10 protein-coding genes and 1 pseudogene are annotated in these 14,089 nt (G+C 63.5%); 4 read left to right on the forward strand and 7 right to left on the reverse strand.

All coding sequences use genetic code 11. From position 1 onward, the window contains the following. The first annotated feature begins 135 nt into the window (after positions 1–135). Positions 136–1,263, forward strand: coding sequence for an ISAs1-like element ISKpn9 family transposase (locus AB5Y64_RS16185; RefSeq protein WP_053288160.1), 1,128 nt, complete (start codon positions 136–138; stop codon positions 1,261–1,263). Between the two features lie 678 nt (positions 1,264–1,941). On the opposite strand, the gene AB5Y64_RS16190 is transcribed toward AB5Y64_RS16185, so the two are convergent. The 3 genes from AB5Y64_RS16190 to AB5Y64_RS16200 form a co-directional block, all read right to left on the reverse strand. Next, positions 1,942–2,982, reverse strand: a complete 1,041-nt coding sequence (locus AB5Y64_RS16190; protein WP_368204233.1) for a lipocalin-like domain-containing protein — start codon at positions 2,980–2,982, stop codon at positions 1,942–1,944. Positions 2,983–3,167: 185 nt separating this feature from the next. Beyond that, on the reverse strand, positions 3,168–5,594 hold the full coding sequence (locus AB5Y64_RS16195; protein ID WP_368204226.1) for an FtsX-like permease family protein: 2,427 nt from the start codon (positions 5,592–5,594) through the stop codon (positions 3,168–3,170). A 21-nt stretch (positions 5,595–5,615) separates the two neighbouring features. Further along, the gene (locus AB5Y64_RS16200) at positions 5,616–6,296 is read right to left on the reverse strand and encodes an ABC transporter ATP-binding protein (RefSeq protein WP_041215391.1); all 681 of its coding nucleotides are present in this window, start codon (positions 6,294–6,296) and stop codon (positions 5,616–5,618) included. 152 nt (positions 6,297–6,448) lie between these two features. On the opposite strand from AB5Y64_RS16200, the gene AB5Y64_RS16205 reads away from it, so the two are divergent. The 3 genes and pseudogenes from AB5Y64_RS16205 (at position 6,449) to AB5Y64_RS16215 (ending at position 9,082) form a co-directional block, all read left to right on the forward strand. Continuing rightward, the gene (locus AB5Y64_RS16205; protein ID WP_010674381.1) at positions 6,449–6,922 is read left to right on the forward strand and encodes a DUF4357 domain-containing protein; all 474 of its coding nucleotides are present in this window, start codon (positions 6,449–6,451) and stop codon (positions 6,920–6,922) included. 135 nt (positions 6,923–7,057) lie between these two features. Continuing rightward, positions 7,058–8,482, forward strand: a complete 1,425-nt coding sequence (gene nhaD / locus AB5Y64_RS16210; protein ID WP_043155607.1) for a sodium:proton antiporter NhaD — start codon at positions 7,058–7,060, stop codon at positions 8,480–8,482. Positions 8,483–8,515: 33 nt separating this feature from the next. Further along, a pseudogene (locus AB5Y64_RS16215) lies at positions 8,516–9,082 on the forward strand (pyridoxamine 5'-phosphate oxidase family protein). Positions 9,083–9,141: 59 nt separating this feature from the next. Here AB5Y64_RS16215 and AB5Y64_RS16220 read toward each other — a convergent pair. From AB5Y64_RS16220 to AB5Y64_RS16235, 4 genes are all read right to left on the reverse strand, one after another. Further along, the gene (locus tag AB5Y64_RS16220; protein WP_010674385.1) at positions 9,142–10,338 is read right to left on the reverse strand and encodes a Bcr/CflA family multidrug efflux MFS transporter; all 1,197 of its coding nucleotides are present in this window, start codon (positions 10,336–10,338) and stop codon (positions 9,142–9,144) included. A gap of 52 nt (positions 10,339–10,390) precedes the next feature. Then, on the reverse strand, positions 10,391–12,079 hold the full coding sequence (locus tag AB5Y64_RS16225; protein WP_319874222.1) for a 6-pyruvoyl-tetrahydropterin synthase-related protein: 1,689 nt from the start codon (positions 12,077–12,079) through the stop codon (positions 10,391–10,393). Positions 12,080–12,148: 69 nt separating this feature from the next. Next, on the reverse strand, positions 12,149–13,411 hold the full coding sequence (locus AB5Y64_RS16230) for a hypothetical protein (protein WP_268451658.1): 1,263 nt from the start codon (positions 13,409–13,411) through the stop codon (positions 12,149–12,151). Positions 13,412–13,517: 106 nt separating this feature from the next. Next, positions 13,518–14,078: a hypothetical protein gene (locus tag AB5Y64_RS16235; protein ID WP_139737694.1), complete on the reverse strand. Its 561-nt coding sequence runs from the start codon at positions 14,076–14,078 to the stop codon at positions 13,518–13,520. Positions 14,079–14,089 lie beyond the last annotated feature (11 nt).

Below are 14,089 nucleotides of genomic sequence, written 5' to 3' on the forward strand. Positions count from 1 at the left end.
CAGGGCCGACGCATGATCATTCTCTGCACAAGTTGATCAAGTCTCGATCAGTTGAACGGCTCCAAGTACGATTTTAATTGTACCTTGCGTTGCCAAGCTGTAAATAGTCGAGATCTTAACCAACTGTTTATTATTATGGCCCAGAAGTCTTTGCTCGACTACCTTGAATCAATCCCAGACCCACGCAATCAGGCCAAGTGCTCACATATCTTGTCAGAGGTTGTTTTCATGGCCATTTGCGCCATGATGTGCGGTTTTGATACTTGGAGCGAGATTACCTTGTTTGCTCAAGAGCGAGAGCCATGGTTCCGGCGCTGGCTGCGCTTGCCTGGCGGCATTCCATCACACGATACATTCAACCGCATCTTTGCCACTCTGCCTCCCGCCAGTCTGAAATCCATTTTTCAAGCGTGGATCGGCGACATCATGGGCGATGAAAAACTGGTTGGCCAACTAGCGGTTGATGGTAAAGCTCTTCGTGCTACCGCTAAAGGGCGAGGAGCCAACGTTGTTCATATGGTCAATGTCTGGTCAACTGAGCTGGGAATGTGTGTTGGCCAGCAAAAAGTCGCTGACAAATCTAACGAGATCACGGCAATACCTGAGCTACTCCAACTTCTTGAATTAAAAGGGTGTTTGGTCAGTATTGATGCAATGGGTACACAGGTCAAAATTGCTGACACCATCCTCAAGAAGTCGGGGGATTACCTGCTTGCGGTGAAAGACAACCAACCTAGCCTCAATACTGAAGTAAAAGAACAGTTCCAAGCGTATTGGGATAAGAATGAAAGCGATGTTTCGGGGCACGGCTTTACTGAACAATTTGACTCAGAACATGGGCGAAAAGAGCATCGACGTTGTTGGGTTCTGGTGGTTGATGAAAGCATGCCAGTTTGCCAGCAGTGGAAAGCGAAGACGATCATAGCCGTGCAGGCTGAGCGAATTGAAAATGGCAAAGGCTATGATTTCGTGAGATTTTATATAAGTAGCCGAGCGTTGGATGCCACCTCAGCGCTGAAGGCAACCCGAGCGCACTGGTCGGTAGAAAATCTGCTGCACTGGACTTTAGATATTGCGTTCGGAGAGGATCAACTTCAGGCCAGAGCGGGCTTCGCTGGGGAAAACTTAGCGGTCATCAGGCAGTGGATACTGAACATGCTGAAGCAAAACAAATCACGTAATCTAAGCATGGCCAACAAGCGCAGGCTCTGCTGTCTGAATGAACAATATTTGTTCGAATGTATGGGGTTGTTCAAAGTATAAACACTGATGCGTCAGCCCTGTTCTAATGACTCGCTCATTAGAGCTTTCTAATTTCTCAAGTAATGCACTCTTGCCTGAGCCTGTTCGACCTAAAACAATGCATTGTGAAGAGTATGTATCTTCCAAAACATCATAGTCACCTGTGTCAAAAAAACAATCATGTAAAAATAGCGAGTCATTTTCAGCATCAACTTCGCCAATTGACATATGTTTTCGAAAAACAAAGTCTCTTTTAGGTATCTTAGTCATATTTATGGGTCTGTGCTGAGAGTTGTCAGGAGAGGTAGACATTATTTAGGCGTGATGTTTAGTAATCTAGACATTTATTAATGGATAGCTACCGCACGGGGTTACAGCTCCCTGTGTGCTGATGTTAGCCTTATGGCATAGGGCTGAACCATTACCACTCCCTGGCTGTCTTTGAATCTCTGAGGGCCGGATGAGTAGGTTACCAAGCGCAACTCAACTTGTTGAGTGAAACGTTTTACTGGGGGAGAGATTTGGCACGTATTTTTGATGGAGATCAGAAATCGGGGAAGGCAGGCGGTTTGTAGTAGGGTTTATGGATATGGCGCTCCAGACCCGCCAAACAACCGAATCGCAGATACGGTAATTTAGGACTGGGTGGCCCCACAGAGATAAAGCAGGGAAAGTGAACAAACAGAGCACGCAGTTGGCTCAATACCCCGTCATCTCCAGATAACCGACGCCCTTGGCATCTCCCGAGACGGATACCGCCCCCTCCCAGTAGTCAAAGCGTCCCGTCATGGCCTGATTGGCTTGGCGGGCACGGATCGTCAGGTTCAAATCGGCGGCTGCCAGCTGCCACTCGATGGGGTAGGCTTGCCCCTTGGGGCCGCGCCAGGTCTTGCCGGGGGTGAGGCGGATCTGCTCAGGGCTCAGTACCCGGCTGCTGCCGTCCCGTTCAATCAGGATGCCGTAGCGGTTTTCTGGCTCAGTACGTCCTGATTTGGTGCGCAGGCGAAACAGCATCAGCTCGCGGCCATCTTCAAACTGCAGCGAAAACCAGTCCCAGCCCGATTGCCACTGGGCCAATACCGAGCTGCTCCACTCGTGATCAAACCACCCCTCACCGCTGACGTTGCGGGTCTCCCCATCCAGGGTCAGGGTGCCGCTGATGGTCAGGCGCGGGTAGGAGTAGTAGAAGGAGGCGTTGCCCGGGCTCTTCTCGCTGTAACCCGCTTTGCCTTGCAGCACCGCGGGCTTGGCGGCGCTCACCTTCACATCAAGATCCCCCGCCTTGCTCTGCACCTTGAGGGTGGCGGGAAAAAGCGCTTCGCCCTGAGAGGCTAACACCCACTCTTTCAGCCAATACTGACCGCCGCTGGCACCGGCGAGCCCCGGCCCCTGGCGGCTGGTGCGCTCGTCCTGCTGGTGGCTGCCTTTGCTCACATCCGTGATGGCGAACTGGGCCAGCCAGAGCTGAGGCGTGAGCCAGGGGTTCTCTGAAGTGATCCCCTGCTCGATGCCTTGGCGAAACAGGGTCCACTGCATGCCGTAGCCGCGCCCTTGCTCGTCTTTCAGGTTGCCAGTGAGATACCACCACTCGGAGCGGTAGTCGGGGTGGGCAGCGTGATCCGCGGGTAGGCGGATGGACTGACCCGGCAGGGCCTTTTTGAAGTGATCGCTACCGCCACCCAGGATGCTCCCCAGATCGCTGGCCTGCGCGTGGCCGCTTATGGCAACAAGCGGGATCAAGCGGGCTGCAAGCCACAGGGTCCGTAAAGAGGACAAGATTCCCCTCACCCTGGCCCTCTCCCGAAGGGAGAGGGGATGGTTCGCGGCAGCTCTGTGCGCTTCTCTGCGCTGAATCAGGGGCGGTGACAGAGATCTGGTCAATGGGAACGTCAAGCCATGGCTGAGCCAGTGCGCCAACCAATCTTTCATACCACTCTCCTTGCGGCATACCAGGAGGCGAGCGCGCCACAGACGGGGGCGAACAGGAGCGCCGTGACGGCGTGCAAGGGGGCGGCCTCGAAGGCGAGGCGCCAGCCGAAGGCGCGGGGGTTGACCACCTCGATCAGCACCCAGGCGAGGCCATAGCCCACCGGCAGGGCCAGGAGCGCGGTGAGCAGTCCCAGACCCGCCCCCTGCCACACCAGCAACCGGCGGCAGTGGCGGGGGCTCAAGCCAAGGCTCTGCAGGGTCTGCAACTCGCCGCGCCGGGCCAGCCCCAGCACCATGAAAGCCGAGCCGATGCCGACGAAGGCGATGCCGAGGATCAGCAGTTTCAGCAGCTCGGTCACCACGAAGGTCTGGTCGAACACCCTGAGCGCCGCTGCATGGATGGCGGGGGCGGGCAAGAGGTTCACCCGCTCGCCAAACTTGCTCCTGAGCCTGTCGCCAAGGTGCTCGGGGTCCGGGCTGAAGAGGGCAAGGGATTGCACCTTGCCCCCTTCGAAGGCATGCAGTATCTGCCCCTTGTCACTGCCGTAATCCTGATAGACGCCGGTGACGGTGAAGGCTCTCGGCCCCCCTTCGCTGGTTACCTCGAGGCGCTGGCCCACCCTAACCCCGAGGCGCACCGTGAGCGGTTCGCTGGCCAGCACCTCGTCGGGGGTGGCGGGCCAGCGCCCGGCCAGCAGGGGATAGGCGGCTTTGAGCTCGGGAATAAAGTCCATCTGCGCCCACTCGATGAGATGGCCCTGCCAGCGGGCGGGGAGCACGGCGCGGCGGGAGGCGGCGCTCACCTCTGGGGCGGCGAGGATGGTGTCGAGGGTCTGCTCGCTCAGCGCGCCCTTGCTGCCGGCCACCCCCTTGGGGGCGGTGACGTAGAGATCGGCGGCGAGGCGCTGGCCGAGCCAGATCTCCACGCTTGAGCGAAAGCTCGACACCATGACCCCGATGCCGATGGCCGCGGCGATGGCGAGTTGCAGCGCCATCACGGCGATGGCGGTGCGATCCAGATGGTATTGGGTCTCGGCTACCCCGAGCCGGGCGGTGAGGGGGCCGCGCCCACGCAGTCGCCTTAGCAGAGCGCGCAGGGCATCGGGCAGGACGAGGGCCATGGCGAGCAGCCAGCCCCCGGCCACGAAGAGGGCGCCGCCAAGGCCAGTGTAGGGCTGCCACAGAAACAGGGCGCACAGCAGCAGGATGGCAATGGCAAGGCCCCGGCGTTGCCAGGGATGAGCCGGCGGGCGACTGTTGCCCTCTCGCAGCTCAAGGGGGGATTGGCGCAGCAGTTGCCACCAGCCGGGCAGGTTGGCGGCAAGCATCCCCAGAAGGCCAATCACCAGCGCCTTGCCAAGGCTCGTCGGGGAGAGGCGCAGCAGGTCGATGGGGTTGGGGCCATAAAGGTCGGCCAGCGCCTGGGTGAGCTGCCCCATCAGGGCGAGGGCCAGCAGGCTCCCCAGCAGCAGCCCGAGCAGGGTGCCGAGGGTGGCGAGGATCAGGATCTCCAGAGTCAGCCAGCGCAGCACCCGGCGCGGCGGCATCCCGAGGATGATGAGCTGGGCGAGCAGGGGGCGGCGCACGCTCTGCACGAAGCGCTGGGCGTTGAACACCAAAAACAATCCCACCGCCATGGCGAGCAGGGAGAGGGCGGTGAGGTTCAGGGCCAGCGCGTCCCCGAGCTGGCTGGCATCGAGCGCCGGGCTGATGGGCTCAAGCCAGAGGGGCTGATGGGGGGCATAGGATTGCAGGGCCGCCTGCAAGGCTCTTTGCAAGGTATTGGCCTCTTGCTCGCTGAGTTTGAAGACGATGCGATCCAGTCTGCCAGCCTTGCCAAGCAGCGGCTGTGCAAGGCCGATGTCGGTCACCAGCAGCCGCTCCATGGGGACGGCGCCGGGCTCGAAGGTGCCCGCCAGGGTCAGGGTCAGGGGGCGTTGCCCCTCATCCCCCAGCACAAAGGTTCGCGACTGGCCCGGTTGCCAGTCAAGGCGCCTCGCCTCGGGGGCGGCCAGCCAGACGCTGTCGGCGCGATTCAACGAGACATCGGGTTGGCTGTCTGGCGCATCGCCAAAGAGGCGGCGCAGGGGGCCGGGGTTGAAGAGATCCATCCCCAGCAACTGGAAGCTGCGCCCCTGCTCGTCCTTGAGCCAGGCGTGAAGCTCTGGCATGGCGTCAAGGTTCGGCTGGCTTCGCACCAGCCTCACGTAGACTTGCTCATCCAGGCCACCCTGGGGGGCCAGGCGGTAGTTGGCCTCCCCGGCGAGCTGGCTGCGGGCGGCGACGAAGTTGGTGCGGGCGCTGTGGTTCAAGAGCTCGATGGCCACCACCAGGGTGACCCCGAGGGTGAGCCCGGCCAGGCTCATCAAGAGCAACCAGGGGTGAGCGCGATAGAGGCGCAGCAGCGCCTTGAGCGGCAACATCAGCAGGCCCCCCGGCAGACGTCAGCCATGGCGGCGCCCCTTGAGCTCGACCAGCTGCCCCCCTTCAAGGCGCAGCACCCGATCCGCCAGGTCGCCATAGCCCGGGTTGTGGCTCACCAGCAAGAGACCGGCGCCGGTATCGCGCACCGCCGCCATCATCAGGGCCATCACCTGCTCGGCGTTGTGTTCATCAAGACTCCCGGTGGGTTCGTCGGCGAGCAGCCAACGGGGCTGATGAATGAGGGCGCGGGCCAGCGCCACCCGCTGGCGCTGGCCGCCGGAGAGCTGTTCCGGCCAGGCGTGGCGTTTGTGGCTCATGCCAAGGCGCGCGAGCAGGGCATCGAGGCGCCCATCGTCCTGGGGCAGGTTGTTTATCTGAAGGGGCAGGGCGAGGTTCTCGGCCACGGTCAGGGTCGGCAGCAGGTTGAAATCCTGATAGACGATGCCGAAATGGCGGCCACGCAGGCGGGCCCGCTCGTCTGTCGGCAGGGTGTCGAGGCGGGTCTCTTCCAGCCAGATCTCCCCCTCGTCCGGGGCGATGAGACCGGCGATGAGGTTGAGCAGGGTGGACTTGCCACAGCCGCTTTGCCCCAGCAGCAGGCAGGTTTCCCCCGGGGTGAGGGCGAGATCCAGCCCCTCAAACAGGGGGAGCGTCTCGCCGCCGTTGGCGAAGCGTTTACTGAGGTTGCGCAGGCTAAGCATGGGATAACCGTTTGATGGTCAATGGCTTTCACAATGTCCGTCACTATGCCAGTTAGTGATCGCGCCTGCAAAAGGGATGGGGATCCTCGCTGGATCCCGCTCGCCTGAGGTGGTTAGAATAGGGCCTTCCATGGGTCACAGGATGAGCAAGGATGTTACACAAGCAAGTCAGTTTTATCGTCGACAGCAAGGGCGTCAAGCAGGCTGCCGTGGTCCCCATCGATATCTACAACGAGCTGATGACCCTGCAAAAGGCCCTCTCCGACAACAAGCCGGGGGAGCGCGAGCTCTACCACTTCAACGGCAAGGGGGCAGAGGCCCATGGTTATCCGGTGGGCAAGCGGCAGAACCCCGGTTTCATGGTCCAGGCGGGCTCCACCGCCAACGGCGAGGATGCGGCCTCCCTGCGCGAGGCGGTGATCGAGCTGCGCCAGGAGCTGCTGGGCAAGGGGGTGCTCGTTCCCCACCCCGAAGGGGGCTTCATCTTTACCGCTGATCAGCTGTTCAACAGCCCGAGCCTGGCCGCGAGCCTGGTGGCGGGCAACAACCGAAGCGGGCTGGATGCCTGGCAAAACAGCGCAGGCTACACCCTCAAGCAATCGGGTTTTGGCAAGAAGACCTCCTGATGACGGGGCCTGGCAACGGGCCTCGCTCATGTTTGCCTGAGTGCCCGCGGCGGGCCGCTCATCAGGATGACAAGGAGGGCGGCTTCCCTTTGGGCTGCTAGCCTCAATGCCAGACGCCTGCCAGGAGATGCCGCCATGTCTGGACTCCTTCGCCTCGTGCCCGGGGCGGCCCTGCTCAGTGCCCCCGCCGCTGCGGGCAACGGCCCCCTCGATCTGACCCACAGCGGGGTCGGGCTCTTCGCCCTCGCCATCTTCGCCCTGGCTTATGCCCTGGTGATGGCCGAGGAGTACCTGAAGCTGCGCAAGTCCAAGCCGGTGCTGGTGGCCGCCGGCATCATCTGGATAGCCATCGGCCTGGTCTATACGGGGCAGGGGCACAGCGAGCTGGTTCAGGCTGGTTTTCGCCACAACCTGCTGGAGTATGCCGAGCTGATGCTCTTCTTGCTGGTGGCCATGACCTATGTGAACGCCATGGAGGACAGACTGCTGTTCGCCGTGCTGCGGGTACGCCTGGTGCAAGCGGGCTTCAGCCTGCGTACGCTCTTCTGGCTCACCGGTTTTCTCGCCTTTTTCATCTCCCCCGTGGTGGACAACCTCACCACGGCGCTGCTGATGTGTTCAGTGGTGCTCAACGTGGCCAACGGGGAGCGCCGCTTCATCAACCTGGCCTGCATCAACATCGTCGTGGCGGCCAATGCGGGCGGCGCCTTCAGCCCCTTTGGCGACATCACCACCCTGATGGTGTGGCAGGCGGGCAAGGTGCCGTTCCAGCAGTTCTTGCTGCTCTTCATCCCCGCCCTGCTCAACTTCCTGGTGCCGGCCACCCTGATGAGCCTGATGGTGCCCCGTCTGGTGCCCGCCATGCCGGGCGAGATGGTGGTGCCAAGGCGCGGCGCCGTTGTCATCGTGCTGCTCTTTGTGCTCACCATAGTGACCGCCGTCGCCTGCCATCATTTCCTGGGGCTGCCCCCCGTGCTCGGCATGATGATGGGGCTGGGCTACCTGCAATTTTTCAGTTTCTATCTGCGAAAGACCCAGCCCGTTACCTTGGCCCGGGCACGGGCGCTGTATGAGCGCACCGGGGACGAGGCCAGGCTGCTGCGTCAGGGCTCGGTGGTGCCGTTCGATGTGTTCAACAAGATTGCCAAGGCGGAGTGGGACACCCTGCTCTTCTTCTACGGGGTGGTGATGTGCGTCGGCGGCCTCGGGTTTATGGGGTATCTGGCGCTTGCATCCCATTTCCTCTATGACGGTGGCGATCCGACCCTGGCCAACGTCACCATCGGCCTGCTCTCCGCCCTGATCGACAACATTCCGGTGATGTTCGCCGTGCTCTCCATGGAGCCGCAGATGAGCACGGGGCAGTGGCTGCTGGTGACATTGACCACCGGGGTGGGGGGCAGTCTGCTTTCGGTCGGCTCCGCCGCCGGGGTGGCCCTGATGGGCCAGGCCAGGGGCATGTATACCTTCGTCGGGCACCTCAAGTGGTTGCCTGCCATTTTGCTTGGTTATATGGTCGGCATAGGGGCGCACCTGTGGCTCAACAGCGCCCTGTTTTAGGCAACCCGGTGCCAGGCACCAGGGAGAGGCAGGATGGGACAACTGTTCGAGGCGCTTTTGCCGCGCCATGTCACCTTTATCGAGGGGCAGAAGATCTTCTTCGTCGGTACGGCGGCCGCGAAGGGATCGGTCAATCTCTCCCCCAAGGGCGGGGATTCACTGCGCGTCCTCGATGCCCACACCCTGGCCTGGCTCAACCTGACCGGCAGCGGCAACGAGTCCGCGGCCCAGGTGCTGCAACAGCCGCGCATGACGGTGATGTTTTGCGCCTTCGAGGGGGCGCCGCTTATTCTGCGGGCCTATGGCCAGGCACGGGTGCTGCACCGCACTGATCCGTAGTGGCCGTCGTTGCTGGCGCTGTTCCCCCCAAGCGTCGCGGCTCGCCAGATCTTCCTGCTGGACATTGAACGGGTCCAGACGTCGTGCGGCATGTCGGTGCCCCTGTTTGACTATCAGGGAGACAGGGAGGATCTCGCCAACTGGTCGGCACGCCAGGGGCAGGAGGGGATAGAGGCCTACTGGCGCAAGAAGAACCAGCTAAGCCTGGATGGGCTGGAGAGCGAGATCCTGGCGCGCAGCGGGTTGCAGACCGATGACTGAGGCCTGCGCCCCGATGCAAAAAGCCCTGTCCATGGACAGGGCTTTTTCATTGCAAGGCATCAGGGGACGCGCTTGCCGCTCAGCAGCCAGTAACTGAGGGCCGACCCCAGGCCGCAACCGGCGATGGCGATGGCCATGGGGAGCGGCGATTCGGGGGGATTGAGGTTGACCAGTACCCCCACCAGGGCCCCAAGGCCAAAGCGCAGGGTACCCGCCAGCGCCGAGGCGGTGCCTGCGGACTGGGGGAAGTGGCCCATCAGGCCGGTCATGGCGTTGGCCCCCACCAGGCTGATGTGGCCGACGAAGAGCACGACGGGGATGACGATGCCCCACAGGCCCCCGGTCTGGCTCCAGGCGTTGTAGATGAGCAGGGCCCCGGCGAGCGGCAGCACGGTCAGGCCGTATCGCAGCATGCGCTCGGCACCCACCCCTTTCACCAGCCGGCTGTTGGCGAAGGTGACCACCATCATCAGCAGGATATTGAGGCCAAAAAGCCAGCCGTAGTGCTCGGTCGGCACCTTGAAATACTCGATGTAGACATAGGGGGATGCGCTCAGGAAGGCGAACATGCCGGAGCTCGACAGGGCGCCGCACAGCACATAGCCCATGGCACCACGGTGGGAGAGCACCCCCCAGTAGTTGCGAAGCACCTGCCCGAGTCGCAGGGGCTGCTTGTGCTCGGGTTTGAGGGTTTCCTCAATCTTCCACTGCATCACCAGGCAGATGAGCAGGCTGATGGCCACCAGCAGCCAGAAGATGACCCGCCAGTCGCTGTGAGCACTGATGTACCCCCCCACCACGGGGGCCACCAGGGGGGCGAGGGTCATCACCAGGATGACGAAGGACATGGCGCGGGAAAACGCATCCTTCTCGAACAGGTCTCGCAGCAGGGCGTTGACCACCACCGAGCCAGCCGCCCCGCCAGCTGCCTGCAACATGCGCCAGGCGAGGAGCTCAGGCAGGGAGTCCGCCATGGCGCAGCCCACGGAGGCCACGGCAAACATCGTCAGGCCCGCCAGGATCACCGGCTTTCTGCCGAAGCTGTCGGCGAGCGGCCCGTAAAAGAGCTGGCCGATGGCAAAGCCCCCCAGGAAGGCGCTGATGGTGAGCTGGGCGCCGTCGATGCTGGTAGCCAGATCCCGGGCGATGGCGGGAATGGCGGGCAGATACATGTCCACCGCGAGCGGAGTCAGGCCCGCCAGGGCGCCGAGCAGGATGAAGAGGAAACGGGGGGAGAGGGAGCTGGCTTGGGGCATAGGGTATCCGAGTCGTGGGCTGGGCCGGGTTAAGAGGCAGGTGTTGAGTCTATCAGTTTTGGCGGGCGCGATCAGGTGCATCCTGCCCGATGCCCTTTTGTCTGGTGTGGCGCCAGAGCAGCCAGAGCCAGGCAAGCCATCCGAGCAGGGAGAGGGCATTGCCGGTGCGCTCCGGCCAGCGCGCCGCCAGGGTCAGGGTGAGGCTGTGGTGGCCCGCCGGAACCCAGAGTTGCATCAACCCCTGGCGATTGGCGCTCACCGTCAGCGCCAGGTGCCCGTCGAGGCGGGCCTCCCAGCCGGGGTAATGGTATTGGTGCAGGACCAGCCGGGTCGGCACCCGGGCCTTGACCTCCAGCGCCAGGGCGCGGGGTTGCCAGCGGGTCAGGCTCCAGCTCGCGCCTGGCGGTTCGGCGCTGACAGGCGGCTGGAACTCCTCCTTCCAGGCGAGCAGGGTCGGGGCGAACATGCCCCCCGGCACCTGCCTTGGCCTGTATTCCCGGGCACTGCGCTTGCTGTCGAACTCGAATGCCATGGCCTCTCGTTCGGGGGCCTGGGTGAGGGGGGCGTGACGTACATAGGCCAGGGTGGAGAGGAGGGTCAGCAGAAATACTCCCCACCAGAGCCCCTGCCAGAGACGATGGGGCTGGGTGCCGAGCGCCACCACGGCGACCGTGGCAAGGGCGAGCACCAGGTTGAGCCGCCAGGGAAACTGCACCCGCTGCAAGGGGGGAAGCAGGCTCCAGAGAGGCTGGCTCGGGGGCAGCATCATCAGGAAGGCGACGACGCCGATCGCCCCCCAGCACAGCAGCTCGGGGTGGCGCGGCTCCCGGGCGGCGGCCCAGGCGATGAGCAGCAGGACCAGGGTCAGCATGCTCTGCCACGCCAGGTGACCGCGAAAACGCCAGTCCTCCCAGGCGCTGGGCAGGCGGTCGAGAAAGTTGCGCCTGTAGTCGAACATGCCGCCGCGCATCAGCTCCATGGAGATGGCCCCCTGATCCGCCAGGGCGGGCAGCAGCAGGGCGGCTGCCATGCAAAGCCCCACACCCTGGGCGCCGAGGGCTTGCCAGCAGGGCGTCAGAGTGCGGGTGCGTCTGGCGAACCAGAAGGCGCGCAAGGTGACCAGCCCCATCATGAGCAAGAGGCTGGGGAGGTGGGAGAAGGCCAGCAGCGCCAGCCCCAGGATCAGCAGGGGCAACCCCTGAGGTCGTCCGCGGTGGGCGAGATCCTGCCCCAGCAGGATAAGGGGAGCCCAGGCGAAGGCCCAGAACTCCGCCAGGGCGAAGCGGGCATAGAGATCCATGGCGACATGATAGGGCAGCGCCAGATAGAGCAGGCTGGCGGCCAGGGCCCGGCCAGGGGGCGTGGTGGCACGCAGCCACAGATAGGCAAACACCCCGGAGAGCAGCAGGGCCAGTGTGGCGCTGCCAAGTAAAGGGTAGATGGCCTGCTGGGGGTGGGCACCGGGCCCGGCAAAGAGGGCGCTGACGTAGTAGGGGAGCGGGGGATAGAAGAAGAAGGTGGGGCTGCCGAAGCCGCCGTTCATGGCCATCAGCCAGCGGGGATAGAGCTCGCCCTGCCAGAGCTGGCGGGCAAAGTAGTGGCCGGATAGCAGGTGGTGGAACAGATCGTGCCCCTGGCTGCCCCCCTGCCACCAGAGCGGCAGCATCAGCAGGGCGCAGGCCAGCAACAGGGCCAGCGCGACCCGGATCCCCTCCCCGGTTCCGCTCGTGTTTCTTTCCATTGCACTGGTTCCTGACAGACCCGGCTGTGAGTGTAGACGAGTCGTGCGATGCCCTCGCAAGCGCCCGGTTCAGCGGGGCAGGGCGAGCCAGAGGCCGGGTTCGGCGTGAAAGCGGGGGGAAAACCAGAGGGTGTCATAAGGGCCTGGTAGCGCCTCTGCCCCCAGGGGGCGGCGGCTGAGGCGGCAGGCCCCCTGGGTGAGCGCAAGGGCGGCATCCCCCCGGTACCAGCCGTCGGTGACGGGCAGGGTTGTGGTTTCCCTAAGCAGCCTCACTCCCCACTGGGTCACCAGCGCCGGGCAGTTTTTTTCGGCGACTCTGGCCGCCTGCACCATGGCGGATGGGCGAGGTGGGGTGAAGGTCACCGCGAGCAGCAGCAATCCGGCCAACGCGACCAGCCCAACTCCTCGGTGTGGCAGCCAGCCTGCCAGCAGCACGAGGCCGAGCAGGGTGATGGGCGCCAGATGACGGGGATTGTCCGGATTCTGGCCAACCAGGGTCCAGAGCAGCAGAACGAGCCAGTAGAGGGGCCAGAGCACGGAGGGGGCTGGATTGTGATCCTTTGACCGTAGCCAGAGTGGCAGTACCAGCAAGGCCCCCATCAAGAGGGGCCAGAGCGGGGTGAGCTGATCGTTGAAGGTATTCGCCCAGCTCAGCAGTCGATACCCGTGGGCTGCCGCCGTGTTGCCCCACAGGGTAAAGTGGCCGTCGGTAAAGCGCCGCCCCTCGCTGAAATAGGCCCAGCCATCGGCCTGCCAGACAAACAGCAGGCAGGCTAGCCCCACCAGCGCGATGGGGAGCACAAACCTGACGCGCGTGCCCTGCTGCGCCATCCCCAGCCAAAGGGGCAGCAGGGCCAGCACGAAGTAGGAGGGACGCAGCGCCAGCATAAGGCCCAACAGCAGACCCGCCAGCGCTATCTTGCGCTGTTGCAAAGCCAGGAGCGCGCCCAGCCAGGCGGCCAGCGCCGGCCCGTCGGACAGGCCGGAGAGGGCGAGCGTCGGGGTGAGCGGCAGGGCCAGCACCAGCAGCCAGACCGGCACCAGCAGGCTGGGCCGCTGCCACAATCTGGCCGCGAGGGAGGCGGCGAGCGGCGCCAGCAAGCTGCTCCCCAAGAGGCTGGCCCCCTGCACCGCGCGGGCCGGCTCGTCCACCGCCAGATTGATCAGCCGCGCCAGCCAGATAAAGGCGGGGTAGCCTGGAAAGTGGGGAGAGAACTCCAGCACGCTGAAGCGCACCACCCCGTGGGCAAAGTTGAGGGCATCGTCGGAATCGAGCGCCACGGGGAAGGTCAGCAGCCAGCCAAGCCAGGCCAGTTGCAGCAGGATCAGCAAGTAGGGTCGATTAGCGAAGCGTAATCGGCCGTGATGACGCCCCCCTTCTCCCCTTGCGGGAGAAGGGGTGGGGATGAGGGGGGTCGTCATCATCGATGAGAGGTCATCAAAGCGGCGCCAGCACGGCCATCAGCGCTTTTTCCGCTGTGGCAAAGGCGGCGGCGTCGGCGGGCTTGGCACCCACCCCGAACACTCCCGGGTTGCCGATGGCATCGAGCACCTTGGCCAGCGCCTGTTCGGCGGCCTTGCGATCCCCTTCATCGAGGGAGGGGAGGATCAAGTCGAGGAAGCGCTTGCTCTTGACCACCAGCACCTTGGCGGTCTGGTAGTCGCCAAGGTTCTGGCTGGCCCCCTCGAGGCGGCGCTCGATCTCCGCCTTGTAGGCCCGGTTGAGCAGGGCGGCGGTGGCTGCGGCGTCTTTGGCCTTGATGGCGGCGGCCAGCGGTGTTTGCAGCTCCACCTGGTGGTGCTGTTCCAGATAGGTCAGCTCCTCGGCAATCTCGCTCAAGGTGGCGCTGGCATCCTTGCCGTCAGTGGCTGTGCCCAGCAGTGCCTCGCGAGCGTCGATCAGCGGCTCCTTGCCGGCGGCGGCGTAGGAGTAAGCCTGCGCCTGACCGCTCAGGGTCAGCAGCAGGGTGAGGGCAAGTAAACCCGGGCGGATGGTCATCCTGTTCTCCT

It is taken from the genome of Aeromonas sp. R5-1 (assembly GCF_040908265.1).
In the GTDB taxonomy this organism is placed as follows: domain Bacteria; phylum Pseudomonadota; class Gammaproteobacteria; order Enterobacterales; family Aeromonadaceae; genus Aeromonas; species Aeromonas caviae.

Excerpts from the sequence above, each read along its gene's own strand:
- AB5Y64_RS16185 (WP_053288160.1), top strand. The coding sequence starts at position 136 with ATGGCCCAGAAGTCTTTGCTCGACTACCTTGAATCAATCCCAGACCCA.
- AB5Y64_RS16195 (WP_368204226.1), bottom strand. The coding sequence starts at position 5,594 with ATGTTGCCGCTCAAGGCGCTGCTGCGCCTCTATCGCGCTCACCCCTGG.
- AB5Y64_RS16200 (WP_041215391.1), bottom strand. The coding sequence starts at position 6,296 with ATGCTTAGCCTGCGCAACCTCAGTAAACGCTTCGCCAACGGCGGCGAG.
- AB5Y64_RS16205 (WP_010674381.1), top strand. The coding sequence starts at position 6,449 with ATGTTACACAAGCAAGTCAGTTTTATCGTCGACAGCAAGGGCGTCAAG.
- nhaD (WP_043155607.1), top strand. The coding sequence starts at position 7,058 with ATGTCTGGACTCCTTCGCCTCGTGCCCGGGGCGGCCCTGCTCAGTGCC.
- AB5Y64_RS16220 (WP_010674385.1), bottom strand. The coding sequence starts at position 10,338 with ATGCCCCAAGCCAGCTCCCTCTCCCCCCGTTTCCTCTTCATCCTGCTC.
- AB5Y64_RS16225 (WP_319874222.1), bottom strand. The coding sequence starts at position 12,079 with ATGGAAAGAAACACGAGCGGAACCGGGGAGGGGATCCGGGTCGCGCTG.
- AB5Y64_RS16235 (WP_139737694.1), bottom strand. The coding sequence starts at position 14,078 with ATGACCATCCGCCCGGGTTTACTTGCCCTCACCCTGCTGCTGACCCTG.